Here is a 22,853-nt window from a genome sequence, read left to right as displayed (position 1 = left end):
ACCAACCGGGTCCGGCGCGACCGACAGTCAGACGAGGCCGGCGTCGTGCACGAGCAGAGCCACCTGCACCCGGTTGTTGAGGTCGAGCCGGGTCAGCAGCCGGGAGACGTACGCCTTCACCGTCGCCACGCTCATGAACAACTCCCCCGCGATCTCCGCGTTGGTGTGACCCCGCCCCAGCGCGACAGCCACCTGCCGTTCCCGCTCACTCAGCCCGGTGAGCAGCCGCAGCGCCCGTTCCCGGCGCGGGTCCGGGCCGACCGGGCCGGGGGCGGCGGCGGTCACGTGCGCGATCAACGTCCGGGTCACCGTCGGGGAGAGGGTCGCCTCGCCCGCCGCGACCCGGCGCACGGCGCGCACGATCTCCGCAGGTGGGGTGTCCTTGAGCAGGAAACCGGCTGCCCCGGCACGGAGCGCCCGCAGCACCTGCTCGTCGGCGTCGAAGGTGGTCAGCACCAGCACCTCCGGTGGGTGCGGCCGGGCACGCAGCGCCTCGGTGGCGGTCAGCCCGTCGACCCGGGGCATCCGGATGTCCATGAGCACCACGTCCGGGGCGTACGCGGCGACGGCCGCCGGCACCTCGCCGCCGTCGGCCGCCTCGCCGACCACTGTCAGGTCCGGCAGGCCGCCGAGGATCATCGAGAGCCCGGCCCGAACCAGGGCGTCGTCGTCCACGATCAGCACGCGCACCGGCGGCCCGGCTGCGCCGTCCGGCCCGGTCGCGCCCGGCGGCCCGGCTGGGTTGGTCACGCCGGCCACGGCAGCCAGGCGGCCAGCCGGAAGTCACCCGTGTCGTCCCGACCGTAGGCGAGTCGACCCCCGGCCAGGGTGACCCGTTCGCTGATGCCGACCAGGCCGGTGCCGGCACCCGGCAGTGTGTCGCCGGCAGGCGCGCCGACCGGCCATCGGTTGCCGATCGCCACGGTGAGCCCGGTGCCCGGCCCGCCGGCCACGTCCACGGTGACCGCCGCGCCGGCCGCGTGCTTGCGGGCGTTGGTGAGCCCCTCCTGCACGATCCGGTACGCCGCCCGGCCCAGCGCCGACGGCACCTGCTCCGGCCTGGCGACGCTGTCGCTGACGTTGACCCGCACCCCGGCCGACCGTGACTCGGCGATCAGGGCCGGCAGGTCGGCGAGGGTGGGCTGCGGCGGCTCCGGTGCGTCGCGGCCGCCGCCGTCCTCGGCCCGGAGCACCCCGATCACCTCCCGCAGGTCCTGCAGGGCGGCGTGTGCGCTGCCCCGGATCACCCCGGCGGCCCGTGCCACCTCGTCGGCCGGCGCGTCCGGACGGAACTCCAGCGCGCCCGCGTGCAGGCTGAGCAGCGAGATCCGGTGGGCCAGCACGTCGTGCATCTCCCGGGCGATCCGGGTGCGTTCGAGGTGGCGGGCCTGGGTGACCCGCAGCTGCTGCTCCGCCTCGGCCCGCTCGGCCCGCTCCCGCAACGACACGATCAACTGCCGGCGGGCGCGGACGAACATTCCCCAGGCCAGCACGGCGAGGCTGAGCACCACGCCCCACGACGCGGTGAGCCAGTACGACATGTTCGGGTCAGGGCGCAGCCAACTGAAGACCATGTTGGTGACGAGGCCGGCACCGGTGACCGCGATCGCAATGGCGGTCCGCCGGTGCACCACCACAGTGAAGTAGAAGATCAACAGCGGGACGGCGGACGCCATCGAGAACAGGGTCAGCGGCGTCGTGGCCACCATCAGCCCGAGCGGCCACCGGCGGCGCAACCAGAGCAGCCCACAGCAGACCAACCCGATCACTGCATCCGCGCCGATCATCCAGTCGTGCGGCAGCGGGGTCGTGATCGCCGGATCGGGCGACATTGCGTCGGCGGTGACGAACAGCACCCAGAGCAGGGAGATCAGGAACGCGATGCTGTCCACGATCCAGTCGCGCGTGGTGCGGCGCGGACGCCTACGCCCACCCTCAGCCGGCACCACCAGCTCCCCTGGCAGCAGCCAGGGGTGCTCCGGGACGGCGAGGCTGGTCACGACGCCATGCTAGGCAGCCGACGGGCGACACGACCAGCTACCAAAGTCGAGACCCGCCGGTCGACCAAGGTCGACGCGGCACCTACCGGTGGCCGCAGCGGATGGCCGGGCGGCGCGGGCAGGCTCGACCACATGATCACCGTGGAGAACCTCACCAAGCGGTACGGACCACACCCGGCCGTGGACGACGTGTCGTTCCAGTGCGAGCCGGGCACCGTCACCGGCTTCCTCGGCCCCAACGGCGCCGGCAAGTCGACGACGATGCGCATGATCTGCGGGCTCACCGCGCCGACCGCCGGTCGGGCCACCGTCTCCGGGCACCAGTACCAGGACCTGCCCAACCCGGGGCGGGAGGTCGGTGTGCTGCTGGACGCCTCCGCCCAGCACGCCGGGCGCACCGGCCGCGAGGCGTTGACGCTGTCCGCGTACACCATGGGTCTGGACCGGCGCGAGGTCGCCGCGAAGCTCGACCTGGTCGGGTTGAACGCGGTGGCCGCGAAGCGTCGGGTACGGGCGTACTCGTTGGGCATGCGCCAACGGCTCGGGCTGGCGCACGCGCTGCTCGGCGACCCCCGGGTGCTGATCCTCGACGAGCCGGCCAACGGGCTGGACCCGGAGGGGATCTTCTGGATGCGCGGCCTGCTGCGCGACTTCGCCGACCGGGGCGGCACCGTGCTGCTCTCCTCCCACCTGCTGCGCGAGGTGGAGGCGGTCGCGGACCGGCTGGTGGTGATCGGGGGTGGCCGGATCGTGGCCCAGGGCGACAAGAACGAGCTGCTGGCCGGCGGCGGCACCGTGGTCCGGGCCCGCGACGGCGCGGCGCTGCGCCGGGCGCTGGAGGTGGCCAACCTGACCGCCGCCGACAGCTCGGAGGGGCTGCTCGTGCAGGCCGACGCCGAGGCGGTCGGCCAGGCCGCCGCCGATGCCGGCGTCGCGCTGGCCGAGCTGCGCCCCGCCAGCGGCGGTGGCCTCGAACAACTCTTCCTCACCCTGACCGCCGGCGAATCGACGAAGGAGGCCGTCCGATGACCACCACCACCGCGCCCGCCGCAGGCGCCGTCGCGCCCCGGCACCATTCCCCGGTACGCCGACCGTCGCTGCTCCGGCTCACCGCCGTGGAGGTGCGCAAGCTCGTCGACACCCGGGCCGGTCGCTGGCTGCTGATCACCATCGGCCTGGTGACCGCCGTGATCGTCACCCTGCAACTGATCTACGCCAAGGACGCCGACCAGACGTTCGTCAACTTCTTCGTCCCCTCGCTGCTGCCGGTGGGAGTGCTGCTGCCGGTGCTCGGCATCCTGTCGATCACCAGCGAATGGTCGCAACGGACAGCCCTCACCACGTACGCCCTGGTGCCCCGCCGGGAGCGGGTGGTGGCCGCGAAGCTGATCGCCGTGTCACTGACGGCGCTCGCCTCGGTGCTGGCCAGCCTGGCCGTCGCCGCCGCCGGGACGCTTGTCGCGTCCGCCACCGGCGGCGCGGGCACCTGGCAGCTCGACGGGTCGCTGATCCTGAACGCGGCGATCCTCCAGGTCACCAGCGTGTTGATGGGCGCCGCCTTCGGTCTGCTGCTGCTCAACCCGCCGCTGGCGATCGTCGGCTACCTGCTGCTGCCCACCCTGTGGGGGGTGCTCGGCGAGATGGTCAAGCCCCTGCGCGGTCCGTCCGAATGGCTGGACACCAGCAAGACCATGGAGCCGCTGTTCAGCAGCGACGCGCTCACCGGCGGGCAGTGGGGGCGGATCGTGGTGTCCCTGCTCGTCTGGATGGTCCTCCCGCTGGCCGCCGGCCTGTTCCGGACGCTGCGCCGCGAGGTGTCCTGACCATGGACGTGGCCGGCTACCGTCCGCGCACAGTGGTCAGCGGCGGCGCGTTGGAACTGGCGGTCCTGTGGGGTGGTTTCCCGCTGCTCGGCGCGGGCGCCGGATGGCTCCTCGCGGCGGCGACGGGCTGGCTCGCCCGGCTGCCCTGGGTGCCGTTCGACGGCGTGATCGAGTGGCTGGACCGGCTGCCCGAGCCGCAGGCCACCGCCGGCACCATCGCGGTGGGCGTGGTGGCCGGCCTGGTCATCGCCGGGATCGGCACCGCCGAACGGCTGATCGTCACCGTCGACGCGGCGCAGGTCCGGCTGCGCCGCTCAGACGAGAACCGGACCGTCGCGCGGGTCGACACCCGGGTGGTCTTCCTCGCCGACAAGCACCTGGTGCTGCTCGACGCCGACGGCGCGGAGCTGGTCCGGGAGTCGACGGACCTGCCGGCCGCCGAACTGGCCGCGGCGTTCCGGGCGCACGGCTGGGGTTGGGCGGACGACGACCCGCACCGGTCGGCGTACCGGCTGTGGGTCCCGGACCTGCCCGGGCTGCCCGCCGGCCCGGACGCGCTGCTGCGCGCCCGGGAACGGGCGATCCAGCGGGACCGCCGCGACGACGCCCGGGAGTTGCGCCGCGAGCTGGGCCAGATCGGGGTGGTGCTGCGCGACGAGGGCAAGCGGCAGTACTGGCGGTTGACCACGCGTGCCCTGGCCCCCGGGCCGGAGCAGCCGACTTCGGCCGAGCGGGAGCCGGACGGGCGGTAGCGTCTGTCCCAGCAGACCCTGGGAGCCGCGCGATGACCGAACAGCAGCCGTACCGGGTGGTGTCCCGACACCCCGGCTTCGAGCTGCGTCGGTACCCCGCCCATCTGGTGGCCGAGATGCAGATCCAGGCGTCGTTCACCCGTGCGCCGATCGAGGCGTTCCGGCCGCTGGCCGCGTACATCGGTGGCGCCAATCGGGCCCGGCACCCGATTGGTTCCGCCGCGACGACGACGGCGGCGGCCGGCGGCTCGGAGAAGATCGCGATGACAGTGCCGGTGGTCCAGATCGAGGGCGAGTGGCCGGGCGCGTACCTGATCCAGTTCGTCATGCCAGCCACCTTCACCACCGCCACCCTGCCCGAGCCGGTGGATGCCCGGGTGCGCATCCGCGCGGTTCCGGCGCGGCTGGCGGCGGCGATGCGGTTCTCCGGACGGTGGACGGAGCAGGCGTTCAGCCAGCGGGCCACCATGCTCGGCCGGTCGGTGACCGCCGCCGGTCTGCAACCGACGGGCGCCATCCGGTACGCGCGCTTCGACCCGCCGTGGAAGCCGTGGTTCCTGCGCCGCAACGAGGTGGTGCTGCCGGTCGTCGAGTAGCTACCTGAGCTGCCGGCGGTCGTCGACGCTCGGTCGCGCCAGCAGAACGGCCATTCCGAGCCCGGCGAGCAGCCCGGCCAGGGAGACGAGCAGATCGGAGTCGGCGGCGTGGATCGGGCTGTTGCCGGCCAGCGAGGTGAACGTCGCGCCGATCGGCATCATGATCATCATGAGGATGGCCGTGGCCGCCAGGAACACCAACGGACCTACCAACGCGATGAGAGCCGCCAGGGCGTGGTGCCACCAGATCGGCCGGCCGCCCGGCCAGTCCCAGGCCAGCAGGGTGACTCCGGTGAGCAGCACCGCCCCGAGAGCGACCTCCGGCAGGAGTCGTGTGCCGGGCGCGGTGGCACGGACCAGCCCGACGCCGAGCAATGCCACAACTGTGAGACCGACCGCCAGCCCGACGCGCACCCGGGTCCGCGCCGGAGCCGCCGCCAGCGCGGCACCGACGGCCAGGGCCACCAGCAGCGCCGCCGTGGCCAGGGCACCCTGGTTCAGCTCCGGCTCCCGGTCGGTAGGTGACTCCATTCCGGCCGCCACCAGCGTCAGCACCCCGGCCACGCAGGCCGCGCCGGTCAGCACCCGCCGGTTGGTGGCCGGAGGCGTGCGGCGATCCCACCACAGCAGAATCGCCGCGACCACGCCGAGCACTGCGCACCCGCCGACGGCGAGCAGCACCGTCGCGTCGGAGCCGATCAGGTCGGCCCTGTCGATCGCCACGTCGGCGGCGATCCAGCAGCCGCCCAGCACCACCGCCGGACCGCCCCACCGCACCTGCCCCCGGCCGGCCAGCACCAACCCGAGCGGCACCGCCATGATCGCCATGAACCGCAGGTCGCGCGCCCAGTAGGCGTTGTTGCCCGGCAGGTGCTCCGACCACGGGCCGAGCGGCTCGGTCAATGGCTGCCACGTGGTCATGCCGTACGCCCAGAGCACGACGGCGGCGGCGGAGAGCAGCAGCCCGACCGGGCGCACGGTTCGCATCCGTGGACGGTAGCGGCCCGACGGCCCTCGCGGGGGGCGCGGTCATCCGACGAGGCCGACAGACGACCGCGCGGGGCGGTGACGCAGCAGCCGCCACGTCGGCAGCACACTGGACAGCACCGCGAGCAGCAGGCACAACCCCACCACCCCGGCGACCACCGGCCACGGCACCACCAGGTCGACGGGGGCGCCGACCTGCTCGGCGAGGCCGGCACCGATGCTGAGCAGACCGACGAACGCGACAGCCCCACCCAGCAGCGCGCCGATCAGGACCACCAGGGCCGACTCGGCCGTGACCAGCCAGATGACCTGCCGTCGGGTCGCCCCGGCCATCCGGATCAGCCGCAGGTCCGCGGCTCGGCCGGCGGCGGCCAGCAGCAGCGTGTTGGCCACCGCGATGGCTCCGTAGCCGGCGGACACCCCGATCAGCAGCACTGTGAAGAGCCAGACGAGGCGGTCCTCGGCGGCGTCCGCCTCGACCGCCCAGGCCGGGATGTCGAGGATCCGCGCGCCGACGGGCGGATCGATCCGGTCCCGGACGTACACCGTGGAGGTCAGCGCCGACGGGTCGTGCGCCCGCACCACGGCCCGGGGCACGAGCAGGTCGCCGGGGATCGACGTGTCGGTGACCACGGCGACGACCCGCAACGACACCGACGTCCCGTCGGCGAAGACCACCGGGTACGGCTCGGACGGCAGCCGGTTCGCCGAGGCGGTGACCACCACCGTGTCGTCGCCCTCGAGGTCGTCGAGCGAACCGGCGACGACGGTGAGCACCCGGTTCGCGGCGGCGAAGCCCACCGGGTCCACGCCGAGCGCGGTCATCGGCCGGTTCTCCGGCGACGTTCCGGGGTCGGTGCGGTAGACGGTGGTCGGCAGCAGAGCGGTGCCACCGGTCGCGGCGACGGCCCGGTCGGAGAGGCCCGGTGCGCGGTCCGGCACGACGATCCAGCCGGCGTTCACGTTGTCCGCCCGACCTGCCGCGTACGCGGCGCTGGTGGTGCGCACCATCCCGGACACCAGCACCGCGAACGCGACAGTGAGCAGCACCGGCGCGGCGATGGCGGCGGTCCGCCGGGTCGCTGTCAACGCCCCGCCCCGAACCAGCATCCCGATCGCGCCACCGCGCCGACGGACCGGAGAACGCAGCAGCCACACCAGCGGCCCGACCACCACCGGGGCGAGCACTGTGGCACCTGCCACCAGCGCCATCACCGCGTAGAGGGCGTACTGCGCCCCGACCCGCGCCTCATCGGCGGTCGCCGTGCCAACACTGAGCGCGCCCCCCGCCGCGACGAGCAGCACCCCGGTGGCGGCGCGCAGCCGCCCGATCGACCGTTGTTCCACAGCAGCCTCGCGCAGCGCCTCCAACGGGCGCACCCGCGCCGCTCGGCGCGACGCCGACCAGACGGCCAGTAACGCGATCACCGGCCCGGCGGCGAGAGAGACCGCGACCGGCCAGAGTTCGTAGCGGACCCGGAAGGTCGATGGTTCGTAGCCGAAGTCGACGAGCAGCCGGCCCAGCAACGGGGCGAGCGCCGCGCCCACCAGCAGGCCGACGAGCCCCGCCGAGACGCCGACGGCGAGCGCCTCCGCGTACACCATGCGGCGGACCTGACGTCCGGTGGCGCCGACGGCGCGCAGCAGGCCCAGCTCGCGGCGGCGCTGCGCGATGGTGAACGCGAAGGTGGAGGCGACCACGAACACCGTGACGAAACCGGCGAGGGCCGCCGTGGCGGTGAGCACCTGCATGCCGATCCACCGGGTACGGGCGTCGCCGCGCGGCTCCAGCGCGCCACGGGCGTCACCGGTCAGCACCCGTCCGTCGCCGCCGACGACTCCGCGAGCCGCCGCGGCGACCCGCTCGGGATCGGCCCCCGGCGCGAGCACCAGCCCGATGGCCCGGACGCCAGGGGCGAGGGCGGCGGCGACCTCGTCCGCGACGTGGACGCCGGGCCCGTCGACAAGACCGGTGACGGTGTACGACTCCGGACCGGCGGCGGTCAGCAGTGTGACAGGCGCGCCGACGCGCAGCCCGAGCGCGCTGTCGACGACCACCTCGCCGGGCCGGCGGGGTGGCTCGCCAGCCGTGGGGCGCAGTCCACCCAGATGGGCACTGGACCAGCCGTGCCCCTGGAAGGCGTCCTCCCGCCGGGTGTCGGCGGCCGAGGATCGACCGTCGACGAGCGGCTGAGCGTAGAAGGTGCGGTCCGGCACCGCCGCCACGACCTCGGGCAGGCCGGCAAGCCTGCCGACGAACTCCGCCGCCACTGCGGCGGACCAGGGCCGGGTCGGCACGAACTCGTCGGCGGACGCACCCGCCTCGGGGCTCTGCACCACGACCGCGGCCCGCGCCAGCCGGTCCGGCACCTGCGGACGCCCGGACGCGAGCAGCAGGGTGGCCGCCGCGACGAGCGCGACCCCGATGGCGACGGCCACGAACGCGCTGGCCGACCGGCGGACGCTCAGCACGACGACTCCGCACTGGTCTCCAGCGCGTGGGACGGGCCCGCGGCGACGGTTTCCCGCTCGGCGATCCGGGCGGCGACGGCGGCGGCGGTGATCCCGCCGGTCAGCTCGTCGACGACGCGGCCGTCGGCCAGCAGGAGGACCCGATCGGCGTACGCGGCGGCGGCCGGGTCGTGGGTCACCATCACGACTGTCTGCCCGTGGTCGTCGACGAGCGCCCGCAGCAGCCGGAGCACCTGCCGGGAGGACGCGCTGTCCAGTGCCCCGGTCGGTTCGTCGGCGAAGACCACCGCCGGACGGGTGATCAACGCCCGGGCCACGGCGACGCGCTGCTGCTCGCCGCCGGACAGCTCACTCGGCCGGTGCCCGGCCCGGTCGGCGAGCCCGACGGCGTCGAGGGCGGCGGTGACGTCCCGGGCCGGCGAGCGGCGGCGGGCCAGGCGCGACGGCAACTCGACGTTCTGCGCCGCGGTCAGCGTGGACACGAGGTTGAACGCCTGGAACACGAAGCCGATCCGGTCGCGGCGCAGCCGGGTCAGCGCGTCCTCGCCGAGGTCGTTGAGGCGAGTGCCGTCGATCGTGACGATCCCCTCGGTCGGGCGGTCCAGCCCTGCCGCGCAGTGCAGCAGAGTGGACTTTCCCGAGCCTGAGGGGCCCATCACCGCCGTGAACGTGCCGCTCGCGAAGCTGGTGGTCACGCCGTCGAGCGCCGTCACCCGCCGGGTTCCGGTGCCGTACACCGCGCGAAGCCCCGTCAGGGTCACCGTGTGTGTGGTCATGACCAGTACGGTCCCGAATGTGGGGACCCGGCGCGTCGTGCCGAGGCGGGCACTTCTCCGCCCTCCCCCGGGTGGAGGCCGAGGCCCGCGAACGCCGACGCGTACTCCTGCGGGATGACCACCCGCAGGCCGACGCGGCCGGCTCAGCCGGCCGATACCGTTCGACGGGTGACACCTCTCCTGCTGACCCGACGGATGCGGCCGGTGGACCTGTACACCGTGGACGCTCTGCTGGCGGTGGCCGTCGGCGGGCTGCTCTGCCCGTACGCGGCGCTGGAGTCGCCGCTGCACGGCGGCGTACGCGAGCCGCTCTGGATATCCGTGCTTGTCGGGATGGCTCTCGGGCTGCCGTTGGCCGTCCGGCGACGGTGGCCGATGGCGGTGGCAGTCGTGATCAGCTCGGTCGCCACTGTTGCCCTGATCACCGGGGTGATACCCAACTTCGCGGCCGCAGCGCCGGCGTTCGCCATCGGCCTGTCCTTCTACACGGTGGCCGTGTCGACGCCCACGCGGTGGTCGATGCTCTGCGCCGCCGGTTGTCTCGCTCTGGTGAGCGTCGGCCTGGTGCTGACCGCTGGCGACCTCTGGTCACGGACCGGCGCAGTCGCCTATGCCGCAGTCATGGTCGGGCCGGCCTGGGTGATCGGCTGGCTGATCCGGGAGCGACGCGCCCTCGCCACCCGGCAGAGTGACCAGTTGGTCCGTCAGGTCGCCACCGAGGAGCGGTTGCGGGTGGCGCGCGAGCTGCACGACGTTGTCGCGCACACGCTGAGCCTCATCGTGGTGAAGGCGGCCGTAGCCAACCACGTCGCCGAGGCCGACCCCCGCGAGGCGGGTGCCGCTCTGCGGGTCATCGAGGAGACCGGCCGCAACGCCCTCACCGACGTGCGTCGCGTACTCGGCGTCCTGCGCGAGGACAGCCCGTACGCGCCGACGCCCGGCCTGGACGAGTTGCCGGCCCTCGCCCGGCAGGCGGCGATCGGCGGCGTCGACGTCCAGCTCGACGTACGGCGGGAGGAGCCGGCCGGCGCGGTGCCGGAGTCGGTGGGCCTCGCGGTGTACCGGATCGTGCAGGAGGCGGTGACGAACGTGGTGAAGCACGCGGCGCCGGCCGCCTGCCGGGCTACGGTGACCGTCCTGCCCGACGAGGTGCGGGTGGAGGTGACCGACGACGGCCGGCGGCCGGTCCTGATCGGCGGGGAGGGGCACGGGTTGATCGGCATGCGGGAACGGGTGGTGTTGCACGGCGGGGAGTTCCGCGCCGGCCCACGCTCCGACGGCGGCTTCGCGGTGACGGCCAGCCTCCCCTACCGGGTGGCCGCGTGATCCGCGTGCTGATCGCCGACGACCAGGCGCTGCTGCGGGGCAGTTTCCGGCTGCTCGTCGATCTCAGCCCGGACTGCACCACCGTCGGCGAGGCGGGCACCGGCGTGGAGGCCGTCGCGTTGGCCGGGCAGCACCGGCCGGACGTGGTGTTGATGGACGTCCGGATGCCGGAGATGGACGGCATCGAGGCGACCCGGCGGATCTGCGCCGACCCGGCGACGGCAGGCACCCGGGTCATCATCCTGACCACGTTCGACCTCGACGAGTACGTGTACGGGGCGCTGCGCGCCGGAGCCAGCGGGTTCCTGCTCAAGGACACCCCACCGGCGGACCTGCTGACCGGAATCCGGGTGGTCGCCGCCGGGGAGGGGCTGCTCGCGCCGACGGTGACCCGCCGGTTGATCGACGAGTTCGCCCGGCAGCCCGAGCCGACCCGGCCGCTGCCGCGACAACTCGACGGGGTGACCGACCGGGAACGGGAGGTGCTCGCGCTCATCGCCCGGGGCCTGTCCAACGCGGAGCTGGCCGCGCACCTCAACCTCAGCCAGGCCACCGTCAAGACGCACGTCGGGCGGCTGCTGACCAAGCTGGCGGTACGCGACCGGGCGCAACTGGTGATCGTCGCGTACGAAACAGGGCTGGTGGGGCCGGGCGGCCTACGCTGAGCCGGTCGGCCGCACACTCAGGAGGAGCCATGACCCGTTACGTCGCCCTGCTGCGCGGGGTCAACGTCGGCACCACCCGGCTGGCGATGGGCGACCTGCGCCGGATCGTCACCGACCTCGGGCACGAGGACGTCACGACGTACCTGCAGAGCGGCAACGTGGCCTTCGGCAGCACGGTGCGCGACGCGGAGAAGCTGGCCGCCGGGATCGCTCGGGCGCTCACCGACGAGCTGGCGTTGACAGTGCCGGTGTTGGTGCGCGGCGGCCGGGAGCTGGCGGCGATCGCCGGCGGCAACCCGTACGCCGACCGGGAGGACGACCCGACGCGACTGCTGGTGGCCTTCCTCGCCACCGCGCCGAAGAAGTCCGCGGTGGACAGCCTCGCCGTGCCCGGTGGCGAGAACGTGTCGTTCACGGTGACCAGCCGGGAGGTGTTCCTGCACTACGTCGACGGCGGTTACGGGCGGTCGAAGTTCACGAACGCCTACCTGGAGAAGAAGCTCGGCGTGGTGGCCACCAGCCGCAACTGGAAGTCGGTGCGGGCCCTGGCGGAGATGACCGCCGCCTGAGCACGGTGGGGGCCCTGCGACCCCCACCGCGGCTGCTCAGAAGTGGTACGCGGTCTCGTACTCGGGCACCAGCACGCGGCTGCGCGGCGAGATCCGGCGGATCGCTGCGATCATGTCGTTCAACCGGGTGCGGTCGGTCGGGGCGACCGGCGGCGGGTTCCTCAGTTCGGTCTCGAAGTTGTCGTAGTGCACCGGCACCACGACCTTCGGGTAGTCGAGGCCGGCCAGTAGCCGGGGCAGGTAGTCGCCGGTGGTGGTGGCGTTCTGCATGGCCACCATCGCCACGTCGGGCGCGAGCCCGGTGAGGTTTCGCTCGGCGACGTCGCTGGCCCCGGTGAAGTAGACCGACGGGCCGCTGTCGACCCGCAGCAGGTAGCCGAGCGTGTCGCCCTCCGGCAGGTCCGCGATGGTGGCCGGCTGCGGCGGCGGGCTCACCCGCACACCGGGGAAGGCAACCGAGTACGACGGGTTGCGGCTGTGCAACGAGCCGACCACCTCGACGCTGTGGTCGCCGAAGTCCAGCACCTCCCCACCCTTCACGGCGCTGAGCTGCGTCGACGGCAACTCGTAGGCCAACCCCAGGTGGTACGCGGTGAGCGTGCCGAACACCCGCGCGCCGGTGCGCTTGGCGATGTACGGCACGTCCATGAAGTGGTCCCAGTGCGTGTGCGTGACAAGCACCGTCATGGCCCGGTCGACGCGCGGGTCGATCACGTCGGTACGCACTGTCAACTTCGTGTCGGTTCGGAACGGGCCGGTGAACAGCCCGGTGTCGATCCGGCTGAGGAACGGGTCGACGAGGACAGTGCGGTCGCCGATGTCGACGCGCCACCCGGCCGTACCCCACCAGCGGAAGCTGACCGCGCCCTTGCGGCGGGCGGTCGGCGCGGGTGCGACGGTCGGCGTGGGCGCGGCGGTCGAGGGCGCGGCCTGGGCCGGGGTGGCGACACCGGCGGCGAGTCCACCGGCGGAGACCAGGGCGGTGGTGGCGGCGGCGTCGCGCAGGAAGCGTCGGCGGTCGAGACTGGGCATGCGGATCTACTCCCCGTGGTCGGGCGATGTGTCGGCCACGAGCCAACCAGCGGCACCTCGCCGCAGTCCAAGATCAAGGGCCGTCGGCTTCGATACGCCACCGGATATCGGACCTGCTCGGCACGGGTGCGTCGACGCTCGGGCGGGCGCGAAATCAGTCGCCGCGCAGCGCCTCGACGGCCGTGCGGGCGGCCTCGCCCATCGCCAGGTCCACATCGATGCGGCGCGGGGTCAACTGTTCGGCCCGGGCGAACACGGCTATCGCGTACCGGCCGCCGTCGGGGTATTCGGCGACCCCGGCCTCCAGGTGGAACCCGGGCAGGGTGCCGGTCTTCCCGGAGACCCGGACGCCGGGCGGGAAACCGGCGGCCAGCCGGGTCCAGAAGATCTGCCGGGCCATCCAGGTGCGGACCATCGCGCAGGCCGCCGCCGGTCCGGCCTCGTCCCGCCAGATCAGCGTGAGCAGCCGGGTGATCTCCCGGGCGGTGCTGGACGTGGTGTGCGCGGGGTCGAAGACCCGCATCGCCCGGACCCGGTCGGCCGGCAGCGTGGGGAAGATCCGGGCGAACTCCGCCTCGGTCCGCGCGCCCACATCGGCGAGCATCATCTCGACCAGCTCCCGGGGACCACCGAGGACGCGGGTACGGGTCAGCCCCAGCTCGACGGCGAGCATCGGCAGCAGGTCCGGGCCGACCCGGCGCAGCAGCAGGTCGGCGGCCGTGTTGTCGGTCACCGACATGGCGAAGTACGCGAGGTCGCGCAACGACACCTCGGCGTCGTCGGCGCAGCCGGCCAGCCCCCACCCACCGAGCCGGTCGGCGGCGGTGACCAGGACCCGCTCGGTCGGGTCGAGCTGACCGGCCTCGACCTGCCGGGCGAACTCCAGCACCAGCAGGATCTTGAAGATCGAGGCGATCACCACCTGCTCGTCGGCCCGCACCCCGACCTCGCGAAGGCCGCCGACCGGGCCGCCGACCAGGCCGCCGCCGTCGGACCGCACGCCCAGGTCGACGGCGCTCAGGTCGACGGCGTCCAGGTCCACGACCTGCAGGCTGGCCGTCACCCCGACGGCGGCGAAGATGGCCTCGATGCGTTCCTCCACGTCCACGCCAGAACGGTATCCAGCGGCGGCGTGGCGGCGCTGGCGTAGGGTCGCCGCCGTGGATCTGCTCCGGCACCTGCGGCACTTCGTGGTGGTCGCACACGAACTGCACTTCGGGCGGGCCGCGGAGCTGCTCGGGATGGCCCAGCCGCCGCTGAGCCAGTCGATCCAGCGGCTGGAACGGGAGCTGACTGTCGAGCTGTTCGACAGGTCCCGCCGCCAGGTACGCCTCACCACCGCCGGTGAGCTGCTGCTCGGCGAGGCGGAGGAGCTGCTCGCCGGCGAGGGTCGACTCCGCAGCCTGATGGGGCAGATCCGCGCCGGTGAGCTGGGCGTACTCCGTGCCGGGGTGCCACCGGAGACGCCCGCCGTGACGCTGCGCTCGCTGCTCGACGGGCTCACCACCCGGGCACCCGGTCTGGACGTGGAGCTGCACGAGCTGACCACGGCCGAGCAGGTGCGGATGCTCGGCGAGCGGACCCTGGACGTGGGGCTCGTGCATCACCCGGTGGCGGCGGACGGGTTGCGCTTCGGCACCCCGGTCGACGTACCCCTGGGGGTGTTGCTGCCGCGCACCTCGCCGCTGGCCCGCGGCCGTGCGGTGACGCTCGCGTCGCTGGCCGGTCTGGATCTGGTGGCCGCGCCCCGCGCCACCGCCCCCGGCTGGCACGATCACCTGCTCACTGTGTGCCGGCAGCACGGTTGGAGCCCGGCCTGGTGCGCCCGGCCCGCAACCCGGAGTTCCTCTGCGGGCTGGTGCTGGCCGGGGGCGGGGTGGCCGTGGAACCGGCGGCGGTGGCCCGCCGGGAGCCCCGGATGGCCTGGCGGCCGATCACCGACGCGCCGCTGGCGAAGCGCACCTCGGCGGCCTGGCCGGACCGGTCGGCGCACCCGGCGGCGGCGATGTTCGGTCAGCTCGCCGCGGAGGTGCTGGCCGAGGCCGACCCCACCGCGCCCGCCCTGTCCGCGACGTCGGTGCCGGCGGCGCGGCCGTGGCCGGTGCTGTTCGACACGACCGGGTGAACCGGCCTGCCGTTGCGTTCGTCACCCCCGGTTGGGCGGTGATTCGTCCACCCGCCCGGGTATGGATGACAGGTAACGAAGACGCGAAGGAGCCGCAGTGGCACTCACGATTCCCGACATCAGCCTGAACGACGGCACCACCATTCCGCAGCTCGGCTTCGGGGTGTTTCAGATCGAGCCGAAGGACACCGTCGCGGCGGTGACCACCGCGTTCGAGGTGGGCTACCGGCACATCGACACCGCCGAGATGTACGGCAACGAGGCCGAGGTCGGCGAGGCGGTACGCGTCTCCGGTCTGGACCGGAGCGCTGTCTACGTGACCAGCAAGCTGAGCAACGCCTTCCACCGGCCCGACGACGCCCGCCGGGCGTTCGACTCGACGCTCGCGGCGCTGAAGATGGACTACATCGACCTGTTCCTGATCCACTGGCCGCTGCCGACCCTGTACGACGGCGACTACGTCTCGACCTGGAAGGCGCTGGAGGAGTTCCAGCGCGACGGCCGGGCCCGCTCGATCGGCGTGTCGAACTTCCAGGCGTCGCACCTGCAGCGGCTGGCCGACGAGGCGAGCGTCGTGCCGGTGGTCAACCAGATCGAGGCGCACCCGTACTTCGGCAACGACGAGGTCCGCGCCTACGGCCGTGAGCACAACATCCTGACCGAGGCGTGGTCGCCGATCGCGCAGGGCAAGGTGCTCGACGACCCGACAGTGGTCGACATCGCCGAGCAGCTCGACCGGACCCCGGCGCAGGTGGTGCTCCGCTGGCACGTGCAGCGCGGCGACATCATCTTCCCGAAGTCGACCACCCCGAAGCGGATCGAGGAGAACACCCGGATCTTCGACTTCGAGCTGGACGACGCGGCGATGGAGCGGATCACCGGGCTGAACAAGGGCGAGGCCGGGCGGCAGGGCCCGGACCCGGACACCTTCGCCTACCTGCCCAACTGACCTGAGCCGCCGAGGGGCGGGCGTCGCCGCGGTGACGCCCGCCCCTCCCCCCTTCGGCGCCCCCCTCGGTCAGACCCGGCCCACGGAGTCCTGGTTCTGCAACACCAGCCACCGGCCGTGCTGGTAGGTGTAGCTGACCCCGATCAGCAGCGGCACCCTGGTGCCGGTGGCCGGCACCGCGTAGACGGAGTCGAACAGCACGAAGCCGGTCCGGCAGCCGACCACTGTCTGCTTCGCCACGCTGAAGGACTGGGTCCACGAGTCGTCGGCGAAGAACCCGCGCAGCCAGTCCACGGTGGCCCGTTTGCCGTCGAGCACCTCACCGTCGGAGGCGAAGACGGAAGTGACGTCGGGGTGCAGTAACGCGGCGAAGCCGTCCAGGTCGCGCCGTTCGGTGGTCTCCACGTACGCGCGGACGGCGCTGTCGAAGGCGCGCTCGCAGCCATGGGCCGCAGCGTCGCCGGTGGTCGTGTCGGCCGGGCCCACAGTGGCGGCCGACACCGCGGCAGGAGCCGCTGCCAGCAGACCGGCGGTGAGCCCGAGCAGGGCGAGCGTGCGGCCGAGCCGGCCGGCGGAACGGGGGGAGGCAGGTGGGCGCATCGGTTTCTCCTCAGGACGGGTGGTGTTGCCGTCGCAGCCAACCCGACCCGCCACGCCTCCGGGTACTGATTCGAACCAGTTCGAATGCCGACCGCACATCGACGCCGCCGCTTGTACGATCCGGCTGTGATGGTCGCGCATCTGGACGGGCCGAGCCTCGCCCGGCTTCGGTTGGCGATCTCGCCGGCCTCGGAGGTGACGTCCTGGCTGCGGGCAGCGCTCTCGCGCTTCGGGCACCCGGTGCACGGCGACACCGGTCCGGCCGCCCGCGCCGCGCTGCGGCACCCCGACGTGGCCCTGGTCGCGGAGCTGGTGATGCCGCCCGGCCGGCTCGGCTACACGCCAGACCTGCTCACGCCGAAGCCGCCGCTGGGCCCGCTCAACGCGGCCTTCGAGCAGCAGTTGGCTGCCACTGCCGCGACGCCCGCCGACGAGGTGGCGGTGCAGGTGAACGAGCGGTTTCCGGCGGGCGGGATCCCGGCGCGGGTCCGCGCCGCCGTCGAGGACGGCACCCTGACCCGACGGGTCGCCAACGGTCTGCGTCACTTCTGGCGGGCCGCGCTCGCCGAGCAGTGGCCGGCGGTGCGAACCACGCTGGAGGCCGAGCTGGCTCTGCGGGCCACCACGATGGCCACCGCCGGAGTGGGCAGCATGCTGAACAGCCTGCACCCGAAGGTCGGCTGGACCGGCAGGTCGCTCACCATCGACAGCTCGTACCGGATCACCACCGCGCTGACCGGCGCGGAGCTGGTGCTCGCGCCGTCGGCGCTGGCCTGGCCCCACCTCTCCACTCAGCTCTGCGACGAGGGCAATGCCGTGCTCGTCTACCCGATCGGAGCCGGTCCGACGGAACAGCACCGGGCGGGTCGGCTCGGTGACCTGGTCGGTGCGAGCCGGGCGGCGATCCTGGCGGACCTGGACGTCCCCCGGTCCACCGGGCAGCTCAGCGAGCGACACCGGTTGGCCCCGGCCACCGTCTCCTACCACCTGGGGGTGCTGCTGCGCTCCGGCCTCGTGGTGCGCACCCGGGAGCGCCACAGCGTGCTCTACCGGCGCTCCGATCACGGGGACGGGCTGGTCGGCTGCCGTTCAGGTCAGGAGGCCACCCGTTCGGCGATCCGGCGGAACACCGCCTGGGTCGGCGAGTCGGGCTCGGGGACGTAGACGATCAGCCGCTGCTCGGTCTCCGGCACCAGCAACACCCGGCACTCGAACTCCAACGACCCCAGGTGGGGATGCGGCACCCGCTTGATCACCGGACGGCGTTCCTCCACCTCGTGTTCCGCCCAGAGCCGGGCAAACGAGGGCGAGACGCCGAGCAGCTCGGTGACCAGATCACGGATCGCCGGATCCCCCGGGTAGCGACCGTACGCGGCCCGCAGGTCCGCCACCGTGCTGTGCACGAACCGGCGGGCGTCGGCATCGGTCCAGTGGCCCTCGGTCACCGAGTGCCGGAACGTCCAGCGGATCATGTTGCGCTCCGCGTCCGGCACGGCCGCGAGATCGCCCAGGAAGTACGTGGCCAGGCGGTTCCAGGCCAGCACGTGGTAGGCGGCGTCGACGAGGTACGCCGGGGTCTCGGTCATGGCGTCCAGCAGGTGCCGCAACCCGGGCGACACCTCCCGGCTCGGGCCGACGGTCGGCGGCGGGTTCTCGCCGGCGACCCGGAACAGGTACTCCCGCTCGTCCCGGCTCAACATCAGCGCCCGGGCCATCGACGCGAGCACCTGCCGAGACGGGTGCGGCCCGCGGCCCTGCTCCAGCCGGATGTAGTAGTCGATCGACATCCCGGCGAGCTGGGCGACCTCCTGCCGGCGCAGCCCGGGGGTACGTCGGCGTTCGCCCTCGGGGAGCCCGACCTCGGCGGGGCGCAGCCGGGCGCGGCGGGTACGCAGGAACGCCGCCAGTTCGTCACGCCGCAGGCCGCTGCTCGTCATGCCCCCAGCATGCCTCGGCGCGGGCCGGTCAGGGTGGTACCGCCGGTCCCAGCCTCGGCCCGTCTCTCCCCGCACACCGCCGGCGCGGACACGCTCGACGGCATGACGAACAAAATCGCCCTGATCACCGGGGCCAACAAGGGGATCGGCTTCGCCACCGCCCGGCAGCTCGGCGCCCTCGGGATGACAGTGCTGGTGGGCGCGCGGGACGCCGAGCGGGGTCGGGCAGCCGAGCGGGAGCTGCGCGACGGCGGCGCGGACGCGGTGTTCGTGCCGCTCGACATCACCGACGCCGGGTCGGTGACGGCCGCCGCGAAGTGGGTGGAGGCGGAGTACGGCCGGCTGGACGTGCTCGTCAACAACGCCGGCATCGTCCTCGCCGACGGCGCGCGGGGGCTGCCCAGCGAGACGACACTGGCGACGATGCGCCGGCTGTACGAGACGAACGTCTTCGGGGTGGTGACTGTGACAAACGCGCTGCTGCCGCTGCTGCGCCGCGCACCGGCGGCCCGGATCGTCAACGTGTCGAGCGAGGTCGGCTCGATCACGGTGATGACCGACCCGAACGGCGCGCTGGCCGAGTTGACCTCCGTGCCGTACCCGTCGTCGAAGGCGGCGCTGAACATGCTCACCGCGATGTACGCCAAAGAGCTGCGGGACACCCCGATCACTGTGAACGCGGCGAACCCGGGCTACTGCGCCACCGATCTGAACGGCAACAGCGGTTTCCGGACGGCCGAGCAGGGGGCCGAGGTGAGCGTGCACCTGGCGACCCTGCCGGCCGACGGGCCGAGCGGGCTGCTCTGGGGCTTCCAGATGGACGCCGGCGGTGGGTACGGCGTACTGCCCTGGTGAGGATGAGCGCTTGACCTGGAGCGCGCTCCAGCCTGCAGGGTGATCTGTGCGCCCACCGGTAGGGCGCACGAGAGGAGATCCCCATGCGGTACCGCACGATCGCGGTGGCGCAACTGGAGGAGAGCCTGGCAGCTGTCGACCTGGAGCTGACCGCCGAGCAGCGACACCGCCTCGACACCACCTGGTGACCGGCACCAGCCGCCCCGCCGACCTCAGCTCCCGGTCGGTGGGGCGGTCAGGTCGAGCTGCCAGTCGTTGGCACGCATCATCTGCCCCGGCGGGTATTCGAAACCGGTCTCGCCGAGCAGCGTGAAGCCGGCCTTGCGGCACACCGCGTTCGACGCGGGATTGTCGACCGAGGGGTAGGCGTGGGCGTAGTGCCGGTCCCGTCGCGCGCGAGCGACGTCCACCACCGCGCGCACCGCCGCCGTGGCCAGCCCCTGCCCCCGGTACGCGGGCAGCACCGCCCAACCCATCTCGTACACCTGTTGCTCGCGCCACTCGCGGGCCCAGTAGCCGACGCTGCCCGCCCGCGCCCCGTCCGGCAACACCAGCGTGAACATGCAACCCTGCCCGGTGCCGGAGAAGTGCACGTACCGGTCGTGGCGGGCAAGCACCTGCTCGTCGGTCTCCGGGCCGCCGGTGTGCTTGCGCGTGTCCGGTGAGTTGAGCTGCCGCAGCAGGTCGAGGTCGTCCTCGTGCCACGGCTCGATGCGTACCTGTGCCATCCAACTCCCCCGTTCGTCGACCCCAGTCAAGCCGATCCCACCGACATTTCGCCCGGAACCGCGCCCGCTAGATCGGATCTAGCGGGCGCCTGCCGCCACCTCGCGCCTTCAGGATGGAAGGGGGGTGGGCCATGACCCAGTTGCGGATCGCCGTGATCGTCGGCAGCACCCGGGAGGGCCGGGTCGGCGACCGGGTCGCCCACTGGTTCGTCGAGCAGACCGCACGGCACGACGACCTGACGGTGACGGTCGTTGACCTGACCGAGTACGACTTCCCGGCCACCTACCCCGCCGAGCCGACCGCGTCCATCCGGGCGTTCGTCCGCGAGGTGGGCCGGGCGGACGCGTTCGTCGTGGTCACCCCCGAGTACAACCACAGCTTCCCGGCACCCTTGAAACAAGCCATCGACTACGCGTACGACGAGTGGCAGGCCAAAGCGGTCGGCTTCGTGTCGTACGGCTGTCGGTCCACCGGCGTGCACGCAGTCGACCAACTACGTACCGTCTTCACAGCACTGCACGCGATGACGGTGCGCGACGTCGTCGGGATCGACCTGCTCGCCGGCGAGCCGACAGCCAGGTGCACGGACGAGCTGCGCCGCGACGTCGGCGTCCTGCTCGACCAGGTGCGCTGGTGGGGTCTGGCGCTGCGCGACGGTCGGGCAGCTCGGCCCTACGTCTCCTGAAAACATCCGACACGAAAGGTAAGGATCATGAGTAGACGCACCACCGGCCTGGCCATCGAGGCCGAGGGACTCACCCGCTCATTCGGGGACACCCAGGCGCTGGCCGGCATCGACCTGCGGGTGCCCGCCGGCACCGTCTACGGCCTGCTCGGCCCGAACGGCGCGGGCAAGACCACAGCGGTCCGGGTGCTCGCCACGCTGCTGCGGCCCGACGGCGGCTCGGCCCGGGTCTTCGGGCACGACGTGGTCACCGAGGCCGACAAGGTCCGTTCCCGGGTCAGCCTCACCGGCCAGTACGCCTCCGTCGACGAGGACCTGACCGGTACGGAGAACCTGGTGCTCCTCGCCCGCCTGCTCGGCCTGCGCAAGCCGGCCGCTCGGGACCGCGCGGCCGCCCTGCTCGCCGCGTTCGGTCTGACCGAGGCGAGCGACCGCCAGGTGAAGAAGTACTCGGGCGGGATGCGGCGACGCATCGACATCGCCGCAAGCATCCTCAACACCCCGGATCTGCTCTTCCTCGACGAGCCGACGACAGGTCTCGACCCGCGGAGCCGCAACCAGGTGTGGGAGATCATCCGGGCGGTGGTGTCGCACGGCACTACTGTGCTGCTGACCACCCAGTACCTCGACGAGGCAGACCAGCTCGCCGGGCGGATCGCGGTCGTCGACCACGGCCGGGTGATCGCGGAGGGCACCCCGGGTGAGTTGAAGTCGTCGATCGGCTCCGGCACGGTCCACCTGCGACTGCGCGATCCCGGGCAGCGGCCCGACGCGCAGCGGGTGCTCCGGGAGGCGCTCGACGTGCCGGTGCAGCTCGCGGCCGACCCGGTGGCGCTGACCGCCCGCGTCGGCGAGGCCGGCACCGACCTCGACGCCAGCGCCCAGGCCTCCCGCGCACTCGGCGAGCTGGCCCGCGCCGGCATCGTCGTCGACAACTTCTCCCTCGGCCAGCCGAGCCTGGACGAGGTCTTCCTGGCCCTGACCGACCACCCCGCCGTGCCGGCCGACGAGCGCGACGACGAGCTGGAGGCAGCCCGATGAGCGACACCACGACCACCACTACCGAACGGGCGCCGTCCGTCTACGTCCCGTCCGCCGAGGCGCTGGCGACGGTGCTCGCGCCCGGTGCCCGACCGCCCCGGCCGAGCGCGCTGAGTGCGTCGCTCACCTTCGGCTGGCGGGCCATGCTGAAGATCAAGCACGTGCCGGAGCAGCTCTTTGACGTGACCGCGTTCCCGATCATCATGGTGCTGATGTTCACGTACCTGTTCGGTGGCGCCCTCGCCGGCAGCCCGCGCGAGTACCTGCAGTTCTTCCTGCCCGGCATCATGGTGACGAGCGTCGTCATGATCACCATGTACACCGGCGTCGGCCTCAACACCGACATCGAGAAGGGCATTTTCGACAGGTTCCGGACGCTGCCCGTCTGGCGGCCGGCCGCCCTGGTCGGCATGATCTTCGGCGACGTGCTGCGCTACATCCTCGCTGCCGTGGTGATCCTGAGTCTCGGGCTGGTGCTCGGGTTCCGGCCCGAGGGCGGGGTGGTCGGTGCCGTCGCCGGGATCGGGCTGCTCGTGGTCTTCTCGTTCGCGTTCTCCTGGGTGTGGACGTTCTTCGGGCTGATCCTTCGCAGCGAGAAGTCGGTGATGGGGGTCAGCATGATGGTGCTGTTCCCGCTGACGTTCCTGAGCAACGTCTTCGTCGAGCCGAGCACCATGCCCGGCTGGCTCCAGGCGTTCGTGAAGGTCAACCCGGTGACACAACTGGTGGCGGCGATCCGAGGAGCGATGAGCGGCGAGTCGGACCCGTCGGCCACGATGTGGCTGCTGCTGTGGAGCGCCGGCTTCGTCCTGGTCTTCGGCACCCTGACCATGTACAAGTACAACCGCCGCTAACCCCGACCCCCGCGCCCGGCCCCTGCCCCTGCCCCTGCCCCTGCCCCCGCGATCTTGCACTTACTGTCCCGACAAGCGTG

23 protein-coding genes and 1 pseudogene are annotated in these 22,853 nt (G+C 72.8%); 14 read left to right on the top strand and 10 right to left on the bottom strand.

Features of this window, described 5'->3' with window-relative positions:
* Positions 1-27: 27 nt before the first annotated feature.
* Positions 28-768 (bottom strand): response regulator, encoded by a 741-nt coding sequence (locus ACQP0U_RS05545; protein ID WP_433320635.1) that lies wholly within the window; start codon positions 766-768, stop codon positions 28-30.
* A complete protein-coding gene (locus ACQP0U_RS05540; RefSeq protein ID WP_433316341.1) occupies positions 747-2,000 on the bottom strand; it encodes a sensor histidine kinase in 1,254 nt (417 codons plus the stop codon). The genes ACQP0U_RS05545 and ACQP0U_RS05540 overlap by 22 nt, the downstream gene beginning before the upstream one ends.
* 132 nt (positions 2,001-2,132) lie before the next feature.
* Here ACQP0U_RS05540 and ACQP0U_RS05535 point away from each other — a divergent pair, with 132 nt between their 5' ends.
* The 4 genes from ACQP0U_RS05535 to ACQP0U_RS05520 are packed head-to-tail and all read left to right on the top strand — an operon-like array spanning position 2,133 to position 5,171.
* Positions 2,133-3,029, top strand: coding sequence for an ABC transporter ATP-binding protein (locus tag ACQP0U_RS05535; protein ID WP_433316339.1), 897 nt, complete (start codon positions 2,133-2,135; stop codon positions 3,027-3,029).
* On the top strand, positions 3,026-3,823 hold the full coding sequence (locus ACQP0U_RS05530; RefSeq protein ID WP_433316337.1) for an ABC transporter permease: 798 nt from the start codon (positions 3,026-3,028) through the stop codon (positions 3,821-3,823). The genes ACQP0U_RS05535 and ACQP0U_RS05530 overlap by 4 nt, the downstream gene beginning before the upstream one ends.
* 2 nt (positions 3,824-3,825) lie before the next feature.
* On the top strand, positions 3,826-4,575 hold the full coding sequence (locus ACQP0U_RS05525; protein ID WP_433316335.1) for a YqeB family protein: 750 nt from the start codon (positions 3,826-3,828) through the stop codon (positions 4,573-4,575).
* A 32-nt stretch (positions 4,576-4,607) separates the two neighbouring features.
* The gene (locus ACQP0U_RS05520; RefSeq protein ID WP_433316332.1) at positions 4,608-5,171 is read left to right on the top strand and encodes an SOUL family heme-binding protein; all 564 of its coding nucleotides are present in this window, start codon (positions 4,608-4,610) and stop codon (positions 5,169-5,171) included.
* Here ACQP0U_RS05520 and ACQP0U_RS05515 read toward each other — a convergent pair whose 3' ends face one another.
* From ACQP0U_RS05515 to ACQP0U_RS05505, 3 genes are read right to left on the bottom strand one after another with little or no spacing between them, the layout of a single operon-like run.
* The gene (locus tag ACQP0U_RS05515) at positions 5,172-6,158 is read right to left on the bottom strand and encodes a hypothetical protein (protein ID WP_433316330.1); all 987 of its coding nucleotides are present in this window, start codon (positions 6,156-6,158) and stop codon (positions 5,172-5,174) included.
* A 42-nt stretch (positions 6,159-6,200) separates the two neighbouring features.
* Positions 6,201-8,630, bottom strand: a complete 2,430-nt coding sequence (locus tag ACQP0U_RS05510) for an ABC transporter permease (protein ID WP_433316329.1) — start codon at positions 8,628-8,630, stop codon at positions 6,201-6,203.
* Positions 8,624-9,406, bottom strand: coding sequence for an ABC transporter ATP-binding protein (locus ACQP0U_RS05505; RefSeq protein ID WP_433316328.1), 783 nt, complete (start codon positions 9,404-9,406; stop codon positions 8,624-8,626). Before ACQP0U_RS05505 ends, ACQP0U_RS05510 begins: the two co-directional genes overlap by 7 nt.
* Before the next feature lie 168 nt (positions 9,407-9,574).
* Here ACQP0U_RS05505 and ACQP0U_RS05500 point away from each other — a divergent pair, with 168 nt between their 5' ends.
* From ACQP0U_RS05500 to ACQP0U_RS05490, 3 genes are read left to right on the top strand one after another with little or no spacing between them, the layout of a single operon-like run.
* Positions 9,575-10,732 carry a sensor histidine kinase gene (locus ACQP0U_RS05500; protein ID WP_433316326.1) on the top strand — a complete coding sequence of 386 codons (1,158 nt, stop codon included), beginning with the start codon at positions 9,575-9,577 and terminating at the stop codon, positions 10,730-10,732.
* Entirely contained in the window at positions 10,729-11,397 is a 669-nt protein-coding gene (locus ACQP0U_RS05495; protein WP_433316323.1) for a response regulator, read from the top strand. The genes ACQP0U_RS05500 and ACQP0U_RS05495 overlap by 4 nt, the downstream gene beginning before the upstream one ends.
* A 29-nt stretch (positions 11,398-11,426) precedes the next feature.
* Complete coding sequence (locus ACQP0U_RS05490) at positions 11,427-11,966, top strand: DUF1697 domain-containing protein (RefSeq protein ID WP_433316321.1); 540 nt, start codon at positions 11,427-11,429, stop codon at positions 11,964-11,966.
* Between the two features lie 36 nt (positions 11,967-12,002).
* On the opposite strand, the gene ACQP0U_RS05485 is transcribed toward ACQP0U_RS05490, so the two are convergent.
* Together ACQP0U_RS05485 and ACQP0U_RS05480 are read right to left on the bottom strand one after the other, a co-directional pair.
* Entirely contained in the window at positions 12,003-12,998 is a 996-nt protein-coding gene (locus ACQP0U_RS05485) for an MBL fold metallo-hydrolase (protein WP_433316319.1), read from the bottom strand.
* A gap of 154 nt (positions 12,999-13,152) precedes the next feature.
* Entirely contained in the window at positions 13,153-14,106 is a 954-nt protein-coding gene (locus ACQP0U_RS05480) for a serine hydrolase (protein ID WP_433316317.1), read from the bottom strand.
* Here ACQP0U_RS05480 and ACQP0U_RS05475 point away from each other — a divergent pair.
* Together ACQP0U_RS05475 and ACQP0U_RS05470 are read left to right on the top strand one after the other, a co-directional pair.
* A pseudogene (locus ACQP0U_RS05475) lies at positions 14,078-15,123 on the top strand (LysR family transcriptional regulator). The gene ACQP0U_RS05480 and the pseudogene ACQP0U_RS05475 overlap by 29 nt on opposite strands.
* A gap of 97 nt (positions 15,124-15,220) precedes the next feature.
* Positions 15,221-16,072, top strand: coding sequence for an aldo/keto reductase (locus ACQP0U_RS05470; RefSeq protein ID WP_433316315.1), 852 nt, complete (start codon positions 15,221-15,223; stop codon positions 16,070-16,072).
* Between the two features lie 69 nt (positions 16,073-16,141).
* Here the strand turns inward: ACQP0U_RS05470 and ACQP0U_RS05465 are convergent, their stop codons facing one another.
* Positions 16,142-16,672 (bottom strand): nuclear transport factor 2 family protein, encoded by a 531-nt coding sequence (locus ACQP0U_RS05465; protein WP_433316313.1) that lies wholly within the window; start codon positions 16,670-16,672, stop codon positions 16,142-16,144.
* 129 nt (positions 16,673-16,801) lie between these two features.
* Here ACQP0U_RS05465 and ACQP0U_RS05460 point away from each other — a divergent pair, with 129 nt between their 5' ends.
* Positions 16,802-17,836: a DUF5937 family protein gene (locus tag ACQP0U_RS05460; RefSeq protein ID WP_433320632.1), complete on the top strand. Its 1,035-nt coding sequence runs from the start codon at positions 16,802-16,804 to the stop codon at positions 17,834-17,836.
* Here the strand turns inward: ACQP0U_RS05460 and ACQP0U_RS05455 are convergent.
* Positions 17,767-18,609, bottom strand: a complete 843-nt coding sequence (locus ACQP0U_RS05455) for a helix-turn-helix transcriptional regulator (protein ID WP_433316311.1) — start codon at positions 18,607-18,609, stop codon at positions 17,767-17,769. The two genes, ACQP0U_RS05460 and ACQP0U_RS05455, sit on opposite strands and share 70 nt — an antisense overlap.
* A 102-nt stretch (positions 18,610-18,711) precedes the next feature.
* Here ACQP0U_RS05455 and ACQP0U_RS05450 point away from each other — a divergent pair, with 102 nt between their 5' ends.
* Positions 18,712-19,464, top strand: coding sequence for an SDR family oxidoreductase (locus ACQP0U_RS05450; RefSeq protein WP_433316310.1), 753 nt, complete (start codon positions 18,712-18,714; stop codon positions 19,462-19,464).
* 212 nt (positions 19,465-19,676) lie between these two features.
* On the opposite strand, the gene ACQP0U_RS05445 is transcribed toward ACQP0U_RS05450, so the two are convergent.
* Positions 19,677-20,192 carry a GNAT family N-acetyltransferase gene (locus ACQP0U_RS05445; RefSeq protein ID WP_433316308.1) on the bottom strand — a complete coding sequence of 172 codons (516 nt, stop codon included), beginning with the start codon at positions 20,190-20,192 and terminating at the stop codon, positions 19,677-19,679.
* Between the two features lie 131 nt (positions 20,193-20,323).
* On the opposite strand from ACQP0U_RS05445, the gene ACQP0U_RS05440 reads away from it, so the two are divergent.
* The 3 genes from ACQP0U_RS05440 to ACQP0U_RS05430 are packed head-to-tail and all read left to right on the top strand — an operon-like array spanning position 20,324 to position 22,773.
* On the top strand, positions 20,324-20,878 hold the full coding sequence (locus ACQP0U_RS05440; RefSeq protein WP_433316306.1) for an NADPH-dependent FMN reductase: 555 nt from the start codon (positions 20,324-20,326) through the stop codon (positions 20,876-20,878).
* A gap of 27 nt (positions 20,879-20,905) precedes the next feature.
* On the top strand, positions 20,906-21,919 hold the full coding sequence (locus ACQP0U_RS05435) for an ATP-binding cassette domain-containing protein (RefSeq protein ID WP_433316304.1): 1,014 nt from the start codon (positions 20,906-20,908) through the stop codon (positions 21,917-21,919).
* Positions 21,916-22,773 (top strand): ABC transporter permease, encoded by an 858-nt coding sequence (locus tag ACQP0U_RS05430; RefSeq protein WP_433316303.1) that lies wholly within the window; start codon positions 21,916-21,918, stop codon positions 22,771-22,773. Before ACQP0U_RS05435 ends, ACQP0U_RS05430 begins: the two co-directional genes overlap by 4 nt.
* The last annotated feature ends 80 nt before the right edge of the window (positions 22,774-22,853 follow it).

Source organism: Micromonospora sp. CA-269861, from assembly GCF_050948505.1.
Classification (GTDB): Bacteria; Actinomycetota; Actinomycetes; order Mycobacteriales; family Micromonosporaceae; genus Micromonospora.
The sequence above is the reverse complement of the archived record's forward strand: the minus strand, read 5'-3'. Positions and strand labels throughout refer to the sequence as shown.